The sequence below is a fragment of the Microcystis aeruginosa FD4 genome, from assembly GCF_009792235.1.
In the GTDB taxonomy this organism is placed as follows: Bacteria; Cyanobacteriota; Cyanobacteriia; order Cyanobacteriales; family Microcystaceae; genus Microcystis; species Microcystis viridis.
The window spans coordinates 2,107,019-2,119,856 of sequence record NZ_CP046973.1 but is presented as its reverse complement, the minus strand read 5'-3'; the positions used below and the strand labels follow the sequence as shown (position 1 = coordinate 2,119,856).

At 46.3% G+C, this 12,838-nt stretch carries 5 protein-coding genes; all 5 read left to right on the top strand.

Translation table 11 applies throughout. From position 1 onward, the window contains the following. Positions 1 to 81: 81 nt before the first annotated feature. The 5 genes from GQR42_RS10770 to GQR42_RS10750 all read left to right on the top strand — a co-directional run bounded on the left by GQR42_RS10770 (position 82) and on the right by GQR42_RS10750 (position 12,684). Positions 82 to 1,791: a serine protease gene (locus tag GQR42_RS10770; RefSeq protein ID WP_158202444.1), complete on the top strand. Its 1,710-nt coding sequence runs from the start codon at positions 82 to 84 to the stop codon at positions 1,789 to 1,791. A 267-nt stretch (positions 1,792 to 2,058) separates the two neighbouring features. Beyond that, a complete protein-coding gene (gcvT, locus tag GQR42_RS10765; RefSeq protein WP_158199981.1) occupies positions 2,059 to 3,165 on the top strand; it encodes a glycine cleavage system aminomethyltransferase GcvT in 1,107 nt (368 codons plus the stop codon). A 1,052-nt stretch (positions 3,166 to 4,217) separates the two neighbouring features. Beyond that, positions 4,218 to 7,310, top strand: a complete 3,093-nt coding sequence (locus GQR42_RS10760; protein ID WP_158199980.1) for a type I polyketide synthase — start codon at positions 4,218 to 4,220, stop codon at positions 7,308 to 7,310. Between the two features lie 8 nt (positions 7,311 to 7,318). Further along, positions 7,319 to 12,340, top strand: coding sequence for an SDR family NAD(P)-dependent oxidoreductase (locus GQR42_RS10755; RefSeq protein WP_158199979.1), 5,022 nt, complete (start codon positions 7,319 to 7,321; stop codon positions 12,338 to 12,340). Positions 12,341 to 12,441: 101 nt separating this feature from the next. Beyond that, positions 12,442 to 12,684, top strand: coding sequence for a hypothetical protein (locus GQR42_RS10750; protein ID WP_002740859.1), 243 nt, complete (start codon positions 12,442 to 12,444; stop codon positions 12,682 to 12,684). The last annotated feature ends 154 nt before the right edge of the window (positions 12,685 to 12,838 follow it).

The following is a 12,838-nucleotide window of genomic DNA, read 5'->3' as shown; positions in this document are numbered from 1 at the left end:
CCTAATCCTCTATAATTACATAGACAAAATTAATTGCACCTATCGAACCATCTCTGGCCTGTGGTCTATCCTAACCAAGAAATGAAAAGAAAAGATATTAAAATCGGTCGCCGCTATTCTAGCAAACCCCTGCAAATATTTTTAATTATTGCCTTCATCGCCGCCGCTCCCTTTGCTATTTTTTATCTTATTGCCCTGGCTTATCTTTGGCAAGGCGATCGACTTTTGGCCGCGGGGGAGAAGGAATCGGCTCTGTCTGCTTACCGAACAGTTTTATCTTTTGACGAAAATTCGGGACAAGCCCATATAAAAATCGCTCAGGTGTTGCAAAGTCAAAAACGCTATTCTGAAGCCTTACAAGCCTATGATCGTGGCTTTATCGTTAATGATAAACCACCGATGGAACCCTCCCAAAGTAATCATTTAGTCGCTTTGGGAGATATCTTCGCCCAAGAGGAAAAATGGTCAGAGGCGATCGATGCTTACCGAAAAGCAATTATCATTAAACCAACTTTTAAAGCGCAATTTCAGCTAGGAAAAGCTCTCTATAATTTACAACGTTGGGATGAGGCAGCGAAAGCTCTGCAAGCAGCGGTTTTTCTCGATCCTAGTCAGGGAAAAGCCTATTTTTATCTGGGAAAGGCCTACAGTGAACAGCAACTCTGGCCAGAGGCCAGTTATGCCTATCAGCAAGCTCTAGAATTGATACCTAATCAGGGTGAAACCTCCAAAAAATTAGGAGAAACCCTAGCAAAACAGGGAAAATGGGAGGAAGCAGAGCAAATATATCGGCAGGCTTTAATTTACGCTCCTAAAGATGGGGATATTTATAATTATTTAGGTAAAGCTTTAGCGGAACAGGGAAAACTAGGGGAAGCGATGGCAGTTTTTCAACAGGCGCGGCAAATTAGCCCCAAAAATGCCAATATTTACGAAAATCTCTGTTATACCTATATCAATAGCGGTCAGATCGATGAGGGTCTAAATTGGTGTCGGCAGGCCGTAGAAATTGATCCCAATTTATCAGAAGCTAGATTTATTTTACAGGAAATCCAACGGGGGCGATTAATTCACGATCATCCCGAATTATTAAAAATGCCAGAGATAATTCCCAGTGTTAAGAGTGATCCTCTGGTGAATTTAAAACGCTCAATTGTTAAAATTGTCATTCGCGGCCAAAATAAAAATGGCATCGGCACTGGTTGGTTATTAAAACGAGATCAAGATACAGCTTGGATCGTGACTAACCGCCATGTGGTCACGAATTCCCGTCAAGAAATCGATGCAGAGGCGCGCATTTTTGTCGAGTATTATAGCCAACCCCCCCAGGGAAAAATTCGCAAGCGTTCAAAAGCTAAAATTCTCCACATTACCACCCCTAACGACTGGCTCGATTTAGCAGTCGTAGAGGTAAAAAATCCCCCCCCAGATTTAAAACCTTTAGCTTTAGCACCCCTACCAATTGCCGCTAATCAACCAGTAATCTCGATCGGTAATCCTTTTAATCAAAAAGATTGGACTGTCAGCAAAGGCACTGTTAATGATAATAACCAAAAATCCTTAAGTTTATCCATGTTTGTCGTTTCTGGACAGTCGGGAAGTCCAGTTTTAAACGATAAAAATCAAGTGGTGGGAGTGATTTCCCAAGCGAGTTTATTTTGTGACAATCCCTCCACTCCTAAACCCCTAGAAAATGCCGTTAGATTGGGCTGCGGTTTCGCAATTCCCATTGACAGAGTGCGAGAAAGGTTAAGGGAGTGGGGAACTTTTTCAGTAATCAGTAATCAGTAATCAGTGGATAGTGGATAGTGGATAGTGGATAGTGGATAGTAGTTAAGCTGTTCGTAATTTAAATTGCTTGTTGAGACGAGGCAAAAGGCAAGAGGCAAAAGGCAACAGTAAAGGGATTGGGGGAGGTTCGGCTAATCTAAGAATAAGCGGTTTAAATGCGTCTTAGCTTAGTGGATAGTGATCGATCACTGATAACTGATAACTGGTCACTGATAACTGATAACTGCTATGCTACTCTAGGCAGAAAATCATTCGCTCGAGATCACCGTGGCTAACCAAGAAGCAACTTCCCCCGCTATTCGTACCCCCTTATACGAGCTAATTGCCCAACAAACCAGTAAATTTACCCCTTTTGCGGGTTGGGAGATGCCGATACAGTTTAGCGGCCTAAAAATCGAACATAATGCTGTCCGCAACGGTGTCGGGATGTTTGACATTTCCCACATGGGCAAATTTATCTTAACTGGAGATAATCTGGTTCAATCTCTCCAAACCCTAGTTCCCTCTAATTTAGCCCGTTTAAGCGCAGGAAAGGCACAGTATAGCGTTTTACTTAACGCAGACGGTGGCATAATCGATGATATTATCTTTTACTACCAAAGCGAAAGCCAGGGCGTATTAATTGTTAATGCCGCAACCACCGATAAAGATCGAGAATGGATTTTAGGCAATTTAGAGGGATCGGGGGTCAAATTAAAGGATTTATCCCGAGAAAGGGTCTTAATTGCCCTGCAAGGACCCAAGGCAGCCACAATTTTACAGCCCTTGATCGGGGAAAAATTAAGCGATTTTGGGCTATTTAATCACTGGGAAAGCCAGCTTTTCGGGGAAAAAGTTTTTATCGCTAGGACCGGTTACACGGGAGAAGATGGTTTTGAAATTATGGCCCCTCCTGAAATCGGACAGCAACTTTGGACAGAATTTTTAAATTTAGGGGTGACTCCCTGCGGTTTAGGGGCGCGGGATACCCTGCGTTTAGAGGCAGCTTTAGCCCTTTATGGACAGGATATCGACGATAGCACGACTCCCCTAGAGGCTGGCCTAAATTGGTTGGTTCATCTACCAGAAAAAGGCGATTTTATCGGTCGTGATGTCCTTGAAGACCAAAAACTTAATGGTGTGAATCGGCTCTTGCTGGGATTGCAGATGTCCGGCAAACATATCGCCCGTCACGATTATCCAGTAGTATTCGCTGGGGAAGTGGTGGGTAAAGTCACCAGTGGCACTTTATCACCAACTTTAAACACAGCGATCGCTTTAGCCTATCTTCCCACAGCTTTCGCCTCGATCGGACAGGCGATCGAAGTGGAAATCCGCGGCACCACCTACCCCGCTACCGTAGTCAAAAAACCTTTTTATCAAAGTAAAAAGTAAAAAGGTGATGGGGGTTAGGGAGTCGGTTAAGCTGTACTGCATTTAAACTGCGTATTGGTAATTTTAGTAGAAATGCCCAAACTCCCAACTCCTGGACCCCCTGGTCCCTGCCTTCAGGCAGTCTTAACGAGTAATTTAGATGGTCAACAGCTGATCAGTTACTCCCGACTTGAAAGTAATAACGCAACTAAAAACCCATGCAAAGCAGTTAGCTGCAGTCTTATCGAATAACAGCCGAACTCTACCATATTTTAGACCAATTTAAGAGACAACTGCAATAGGCTCAAGAGCAACTGGATAACCCAGCTTCTCTAAACGTTTAAAGTCTAAAAGTCTTATCCAACAATCAATGTTTTTAGATTTATTCAGCAACCCCTAAATAGCAGTAAGGTTCTTGACGAGAGATAACCATTAGAAAGAGGTAAACTCCCAAACGCATCTACTGCTTATCGGCTCTCCTCGTTTCTGTGTGGAAGGAAGAAGAATAGAGATAATTTTCCAGAAATATAGTCTTCAAAGTCTTGCCGTCGCTAAGACTCCTACGAATGATCAGCACTGATGATCACACAAAGTCGAGAAGAGCCGCTTAGGCCGCTGGGGAGCATCTCACCTTTGTAACTCCTAAATTAAGTTTTATGTCAAGCTATTTTGAAAGCCTTGCCAAAAGTCAGTTTTAGCGACAAGCATAATTACTCACTTGCATAAATGAGATGCTCCCCGGCCGCTTATCTTCTTGCTTAACATCCTAAACTTCGATTGTCACTGCTGAAACTTCCCCATATACTTGTGAACAAGTTACAACTATAGAGTAAATGCTAAAGTTTTCCCTTTAACATTTCTCTGGAAAATACTTTGAATAATTGAATACCTTGGCTTATATACCGTGATTTTATCAAGGTTATTTTAAGTGCAAATGAGATAGTTGTAATTGCTAAATAACCATAAATAATCACCTTTCGGGAAATACCGAAAAAAGACCTGGCTGGGTTCCCTCTACTAGGATAACCAGATAGTTATCAAACACAATTATTGTCCTCAAAACAAGGAAAAAAATGCCGAAAACTCAAAGCGATAAAATCGCTCATCCTATAGCCGTTGTCGGAATGGGTTGCCATTACCCTGGTGCCAACCAATTAAGCGAACTTTGGGAGAATATTTTGGCGCGTCGTTGTCAATTTCGCCAGTTTCCCGACCAACGTTTACCACTCTCGGAATATTATGATCCCGATCCCGCCACTCCCGATAAAACCTACGGAACACGCGGGGCCTTCATTGATGGCTTTCAATTCGACTGGGTTAATCGTCGAGTTCCGAAAAAAACGGTCGATGGAACCGACATCGTGCATTGGTTAGCCTTAGAAGTGGCCAACAAAGCGATCGAAGATGCTGGGTATCGTCGAGATACCATTCCCACCCAAAAAACTGGGGTCATTCTCGGCAATTCCTTAACTGGAGAACATACTCGATCGAATGTGATGCGGTTACGTTGGCCCTACGTACGAAGAGCCTTGCGAGCCGCTGCCGAAGTCAAAGGACTGTCTGGAACAATTGTGGCAGAACTTCTCGAAACGATGGAGAAATTCTATAAATCCGTTTTCCCACCCATTACCGAAGATACCCTTGCTGGAGGACTGTCCAACACCATAGCCGGACGAATCTGTAACTTTTTTAATTTTGACGGTGGTGGTTATACCGTGGATGGCGCTTGTTCCTCCTCCCTAATCGCCGTTGTCACTGCCGCCAACGCTTTAAGTAATGGCGATTTAGACATGGCCTTAGCCGGTGGCATTGATATCAGTCTCGATACCTTTGAATTAATTGGTTTCGCCAAAACCGGCGCCTTAACCAGCCAGGATATGAAAGTGTACGATCGCCGTGCCAGTGGCTTTATCCCTGGGGAGGGAGCTGGTTTTGTCGTTCTCAAACGATTAGCCGACGCACAGGCCAATGGCGACTACATTTATGCCCTGTTGGACGGTTGGGCTCTGTCCTCCGACGGCAAAGGAGGCATTACCGCACCCTCCAAGGTGGGACAGTCCAAAGCCCTATTAAGAGCTTACGAAAAAGCCGGTTATAGTCCCCAGTCTCTTCATTTTATTGAAGGACATGGAACCGGAACCCCCGTAGGCGATCGGGCTGAAATTGAAGGGGTAGCCCTAGCCATGAACGCCTCGAAACCTGCCCCCCCTCGTTCCTGTGGCATGACTTCTTTTAAATCCCTAGTTGGTCATACGAAAGCGGCGGCCGGGATCGGGGGTTTCATTAAAGCGGTCATGGCGGTTAATCAGCGGATCGTTCCCCCGACCGTTAACTGTCAAGAACCGAATCCCGTTTTCGAGGAGAGCGCCCAATGTTTATATCCAGTGCAACTAGGGGAAGTCTACCCGGAAACGGAGATTTTACGGGCGGGAGTGTCGGCGATGGGTTTTGGGGGCATTAACTCCCATGTAACCCTAATATCTGGTGATGCACCTTCCCCCCGGTTAAAACCCAGTTTAGACCAGCGTTCGCTTTTAGTCTCCAACCAAGATAGCGAAATCTTTGTCTTCGGGGCTAATTCTCTTGCCCAACTGCTGGAATCTCTGCAAATTTTCTCAGAACAAGCCAAAGGGATGAGTTTAGCAGATATGGTGGATTTAGCAGCGCAGAATGCTCAAAAATTAGCCCCTCAGACTTCAATTCGCGCCGCCATTGTGGCAGAAAACCCCAGAGAATTACTGGAGCGCTTGGAGCATTTAATCAACATTCTTCACTCTCAACCCCCAGCCGCGGGAGAAACATATATATCCCAGCGAAAAGACATCTGGCTCGCCCATCAAGTGCAGCGTTCTCGAGTAGCTTTTCTCTTTCCAGGACAAGGTTCACAAAAGCTGAACATGGCCCGGACTTTGGTGGAGCGATATTCTTGGGCAAGAGAGTTAGTGCAACGGGCAGATTTATGGCTGATTGAATCTGGTTTTGAACCGATTAGTCCATTAATTTACCGTCCTCTTGACCGCGCTGTTAACCAACAACAAGTAGAACAATGGTTTAAGGCTCTCACCGATGTTGCACCGCAAGCAATCTGCTTGACTTCACTACTGTGGAAGCATTACCTGAAGCGACTTGGACTGGAACCAGTGGCACTAGGGGGTCATAGTTTGGGCGAATTGACTGCTTTTGAAGCGGCTGGTGCTTATGATGAAAAAACCCTCCTTTGCTTTGCCGCAATGCGGGGAAAAGCAATGACAGTTAAGGGCGATTCTATCGGGACAATGGCGAGTTTAGCTTGCTCGGATGCCACCGCGCAAAAGCTCTTACAAGGGATTTCTGGGTATGTAACAGTTGCTAATATCAATAGTCCTCAACAGACAGTTATTTCTGGAGAAAAAAACAGTGTTGCTGCTGTTTGTGACGTTGCCCTAGCCCAAGAAATTCAAGTTCGCCAACTTCCAGTAGCGAATGCTTTTCACTCCCAAATGGTGGCGACAGCAGCTGAATATTTGCGAAAAGAAGCTCCCATTCCTGAGATTTTCGAGCAAGTTTCTCTGCCTCTATTTACCAGTGTCAACGGCCAGATAGTTAATTCAGGACTCAACTTAAAAGAACACTTTGCTCATCAGGTTGTTGCTCAGGTAAATTTTGTTTCTCTTGTCGAAAATCTGAAGGATAAATGTGACTTGATAGTTGAAGTTGGAACGGGAAAAGTGCTTTCTGGTTTAGTGGGAGCAATAGTGACCTCTCCCCTCTGTTTTCCCCTAGAGTCAAAACCGGGTATCGCTTGCGATTTGAATACTTTTTTAGCCGCTTACTTTGTCCAAGGAGGCGAACTCAACTGGCAAGCGTTGTATGAACAACGACTGGTTCGTCCTTTTGTCCCGGCTGCTGAGCGTCTGTTTGTTGATAATCCCTGCGAACGATCTTTTCCGGTATCTCTTGAAGAAATTGAGTCGAGTTCTGCCTTCTCTTGGAGAGAAATACAACAGTCATCACCAAATACGGCTCTCGCTTATTCCTCGAATTTTTCTCAACCAGAAAGTCTTTTTGCAGATGATGAACTAACGACAGTCTTGGCAAATTACCTGCTGGAACGTGGTTCTTTTCTCTCTGAGTTAATCAGTGCCGATATCCAAAGCTTACCCTTTGTAAACAATCACAATGCCTAGAGGACATTATGACTTATTCTTCTGACTCCAAACAAGCCGTTGGCAATCAAGAGATTGTCAAAATTCTCTCCCATTACTTCTCTAACCGAAGCCAGTTTTTGTCCCAAGTTATCAAAGCAGATCTTCAGTCTTATATTTTGCTTAAAAGTCCAGCAACTAATCTGATTCCCTTTCAGAACAGTGATCAGGTAAATAGACCTGTTAATAGCAATAGTCATAGCACTGCTAATAGCAATGGTCATAGCAATGGCAATGGCAAGCGAATCCCAGAAACAACAGTAATCCAAACCAATTTAACTGTTGAGAAACGTTTAATTGAGTTAGTTGCAGAAAAAACTGGCTATCCAGTAGCCAGCATCAATCTTGATGCCAAACTACTAGATGATTTGAATTTAGATTCCATCAAAGCTGGCGAGTTAGTAGCGACAGCCGCCAAAACCTTTGGTGTGAGCGGAAAAATTGATCCTTCTGCTTTAGCTAATGCTACTTTGCAAGAAGTAAAACAGGCTATTGATGCCATTGTTGCGGTGGGAATGCCGACTGGGATTCCTCAGCACATAGAAGTTGCGCCTCTGGCTTCCCCGCCTTCAACTTCCCCCGATATTACCCAAAAACTACTGGAATTAGTCGAAGAAATGACTGGGTTTCCTAAAGATACTCTCAGCCTCGATCTTCGTCTTCTTGATGATTTAAACCTCGATTCTATTAAAGCAGCCGAGCTAGTTGCTACAGCAGTCAAACAAGTGGGAGCAACTGGAAAACTAGATCCCTCAGCTTTAGCGAATGGAACTTTGGCGGATGTCATTACGGCGCTGGAGAAGGTATCAAACCAACTCTCTGTCAAAACTGCTGCTTCAGAGAAAACACCAGTGCTGCCAGCAAGCCAAAACAATTCTCCCCCATTTGTCAACTGGGTTCGTAACTACGCCATTGAATATGTCCCTCAACCTCTGACTCCACCAACAATTGCGACTGATTGGTCACAAGCTCAAGTCTTAATTGTCTCTGATGTTTTAGACCTGGGGAATCTATCTAATGCTGGCACATCGATTGCTCAAACTCTTACCAAGCAATTAGAGCAATTGGGCGCTCAAGTCCAACAAAAGACCTACGCCGAAATCGCAGCGGCAGAACCCGCCAGTATCGGTTTATTCTCCCACTATCTAGGGATTTTACCCGATATTTCCCCCTTGCCATCGGAATTACCCCTCGCCGCCATGGTAACTCGCCTCAGCAGTGTTGCTACCATTAGCCACACCAATCCCTCGGCAACTTTAGCTTATATTCAATTTGGTGGGGGGCGTTTTGGCACTGGTGAGGGGGAATACCATCCCGAAGTCGCTTCAGCCGCGGCCTTTGCCCGCAGTGTTCATCTAGAACGCCAAGAAGCACGAGTCCGGGTAATAGATTTGGCGGCAGAAATTGAACCAACTCAGGCCAGTAAATTAGTAATTCAGGAACTAGCCGGATCTGAGGCGATTACAACCGTTGGCTATGATGCGACGCAAGTAAGACTAATCCCCCAAGCCCAGTTACAGCAGCCGATTGATTATACGCCCCGTTCCCTCACCTGGTCAGCTTCAGACGTAATTCTGGTGACAGGTGGAGCCAAGGGAATTACCGCCGAATGCGCTCTCGCTTTAGGAAAAGAAACGGGAGTGAAAATGGCTTTGGTGGGGCGAGCACCAGCGCCAGACGCCGAAGATAGCAACAGCGAAATTGCCCAAACTCTCAAGCGCTTAGCGGCTCAAGGACTCACCGGTGCTTACTATCGCTGCAATATTGCCAATCCGACCGAAGTCCAACAGTTAGTTGACCAAGTGACCCAGGAATTAGGACCCATCACGGGAGTAGTTCACGGAGCCGGACTCAATCAACCCCGTCGCGTCGAACAAGTTAGACCCCAAGATGCTCAAACAGAAGTCTCACCCAAACTTTTGGGAGCTTACAACTTATTGCAGACATTAGCCTCTAACCCACCCAAGCTCTTTATCGCTTTTAGTTCGATTATCGGCGTTACTGGAATGCCTGGTAATGCTTGGTATGCCTTTGCCAATGAATCCCTGTCCTTGCTGTTACAACAGTACCAACGCCAACACCCCCAAACCCAGGTACTTGCGCTTGCTTATAGCGTTTGGGATGAAATCGGCATGGGAGCGCGTCTTGGCAGTGTCAAGCATCTGGAGCGCATGGGGATCAAGGCGATTGCTCCGAGTGAAGGAGTCAGCCGCTTTCTCAAGCTTTTCCAAAACGCACCAAGCACCTCACAGGTAGTAATCACTGCTCGCTTGGGTGGCTTAGATACCTGGTTACCAACCCCTTTACCCTCTCCCGCCGGACTGCGCTTTATCGAAAATGTCCAATATGTGGAACCACAGGTAGCCTTGACCGTGCGGACTCATCTGAGTTTAGGGAAGGATCTCTATGTCAAAGACCACCTTTGGCGCGGTTCCTATTTGTTCCCCACCGTGTTTGGGTTATGTGCCATGGCCCAAGCTGTAGCTTACCTGACAGGAACCTCAACCCCCCCAATTGTTCGCCTAGAAGATATTTCTCTACGACGACCAATAGTCGTTAATCCAGAGACTGGAGTTGAGATTCAAATTGAAGCAGAAATTGCCGAAGCTACCAGCAATGGGGAACGTCGAGTTAAAGTCGGCATTTATACCGAGCAAACGGGCTTTTCTCTCGCTCATTTTTCTGCCAATCTCATTCTCGGAGAGTTGACTTCCGCTTCTCAGGAAAAACCCGAATTAGGCGAACCTCTTCCAATCGCTCCCAAAACCGATCTCTACGGGGATTTACTCTTCCAGGGAGAACGTTTTCAACGCCTGGGTGAAATTTACACCCTTAGTGAAAAACAGAGTGTCTTCCGTTCCCACGCGCAACTTTCTGGAGAAGATTTATCCAATCAAAGCTTTAGCAAAGGATTGAATCACTCCTTAATCCTCGGCGATCCCTATTTTCGCGATGTCTTGCTCCAATCGGTACAGTTGACCATTCCCCAAGATATCTGCTTGCCTGTGGAAATTGCCAAGATTGAGCGATTTAAACCGGCCAGCAGCGATCAAGGTCGCCGCCTTGTCACCGTTAACCTATTGGCCCGGGAAGATCGGGAGTATATTAGTGAAGTGATTGCTACCGATGAGCAGGGGAACTTAATTGAACGCTTGAGCGGTTATCGCCTACGGATTCTCGAAGAACACCAGGAAAATCCTACTGCTGCTGAGTTAGGTAATCCCGAAACCCGTGATCGCCAACACTTGCGACAAGTGTTACAGACAACTTGTCAGGGATTCGAGATTCCACCGCCTACCGTTGCGCTTGGTTATGCGCCTAACCTGCAAGGGAAATCCTTAGAACAGCGCCGCCAACAGGAAAAACCCATTGTAGAACGCGCGCTGAAAACTAAGCTAGGACTCAAACCCGATCAAAAACTTGTTTTCGAGCTTGAGTCTCTCCCCTCTGGTAAGCCTCAACTGAGCGGGACACAAGTTTCTGGGTTAAATGTTTCTTTATCTCACTGCGATCGCTATTGTCTCTGCACTGTCGCTGAAACCCCCCAAGGTTGTGATATCGAAGCAATTACCCCTCGCAGCACCGAGGACTGGGTCGCCCTCTTAAGCGATCGCCGCAGTCAACTGATGGAGCAATTAGTGCGCCAAGGAGACACCCAAGAGCGTGCCGGTATGAGGATTTGGTCAGCCACAGAAGCAGTTCGCAAAGCTTTTAATGGTAGTGATCCGCAGTTTTCTCTAGTGGCGAAACAAGGGGATGGGGTCTTGTTATCCACCTCAACCCCGGAGGGTGAGTCTCAAGTGCTGACTGTCCCTGTCAAATTAACCCGTCCACCAGAACGGATGGTGGCGATTGTGGTTTCCCACACCCCAGTGTCTGTTCCCACAGAAGCTAATTTCCAGTCTCCTCAAGCAACGGAAGCGGCGATTATCCCAGCGACACCTGGGAAAATTGACAGCCATAGCTCTCGCTACACTCATGACGGGCCGCAAGGACAATTAGTCTATGAGCAACGCTATCAAGTCAGTTTCAAAGATAGTGGTAGCATTAGCCGTCACGTTTACTTTGCCCAATATTTTCGCTGGATTGGCAAAATTCGGGAATTGCCGATGGAAAGTATTGCCCAGCAAATGTTAGCCGACTTCCTAACTGGAGATTGGGGCATGGTTACCAATTCCGTTAGCCTGCGAGTTGTGGGAGAAGCCACTTCCTATGATGTGATTCAAGCGCGAGCTTGGGTAGGCAATATTGTCGGCTCCTCCTTTGAGACTTACATCGAGTTTTGTAAGGTATTGCCCGATAATTCCCTAGAGCGTCTGGCGATTGCCGAAGTTAAAGCCACTTGGGTGCGGTTAGTCAGCTATGGGGTTCCTGCTCCCATGCCTTTCCCGCCCTATCTCCAAGACTATTTGGCTCGCTTTGCCGCTGACAAACCCGCCAGCCTTGATTTAAAACACCCGGAAACCCTGCCTCTGGCTCCCCTACCTGCGAGCCTTGCTTCCCTCAAGCCTGGCGCAGTCATTGATGACATTCCACAACAAGAAAGCCGCTATGGACGGTTATTGCGGTCTGAGGTCTTCCAAACCACTCTGGAAGAATCGAATTTGGTCGGTAATGTTTACTACGGCAATTATTTCATCTGGCAAGGACGCATTCTCGACCTGTTCCTTTACTCGGTTGCTCCTGAATATTTGCGGATTTCTAATCCTTGCGGGGAAATGGTCTGTCTCTATACCCGCATGGACTATCTACGGGAAGCGATGCCTTTTGATCGCATTCGCACCCTTCTCTATGTGCGTTCAGTATCCGAGTATGGCGCATCCTTCAACTTTGAGTTCTTCCGGGAACAGCCTGATGGCACTTTGGAAAAACTCCATGTCGGTCAACAAGATGTGGCTTGGGTGGAGCGTCAAGAAGATGGAACGGCTGTGGCCGCACCTTGGCCCGAGGCGGTGAAGCAGTCTTTAGTCGCAAGGGCGACCACCAGGGAAGCGGCTCTGTTAATGGTCTAGGAAAACCCAATCTGTAGGATGGGTTTTCCCCCATCCTCAGACCAACCTACTGACTAGATTCTGCTTTCTCACTTTTCTCTATCTACCCAGGAAAATTTGTCATGTACAAGCCGAATAAATCATTGAGAAACCAACTCCGACTGATCCACATTTTGGCATCACTTCTCTTAGGGATTTTTATCTATTCCCCCTGGCGCAATCATCCAGGAATGCTGATAGCCGTCGGGATTGTCGTCTTTCCCCTCTTAAGCTTCACTGGACTTTGGATGTGGCAAGGGCGACGCATCGAAAAATGGTTAATGGAGAGCCGAACCATACTTTCCTCAGAGGATTCTCCCTCTTAATTGAACTAACTTAACGTAATTCTGGTTCTTCGGTTTGTGTTATGTAATAGACGGGGATTATACGCGATGAAAACCTTTGTGGTTGATCTAGAACGAACTAATCAATTAAGTCTCTTGCCAGATCAGGATTTAGTCGATTTATGCCCCCCGATCA

What these genes read in the sequence shown, in the direction of transcription:
- GQR42_RS10770 (WP_158202444.1), top strand. Translation starts at nt 82, where the DNA reads ATGAAAAGAAAAGATATTAAAATCGGTCGCCGCTATTCTAGCAAACCC.
- GQR42_RS10760 (WP_158199980.1), top strand. Translation starts at nt 4,218, where the DNA reads ATGCCGAAAACTCAAAGCGATAAAATCGCTCATCCTATAGCCGTTGTC.
- GQR42_RS10755 (WP_158199979.1), top strand. Translation starts at nt 7,319, where the DNA reads ATGACTTATTCTTCTGACTCCAAACAAGCCGTTGGCAATCAAGAGATT.
- GQR42_RS10750 (WP_002740859.1), top strand. Translation starts at nt 12,442, where the DNA reads ATGTACAAGCCGAATAAATCATTGAGAAACCAACTCCGACTGATCCAC.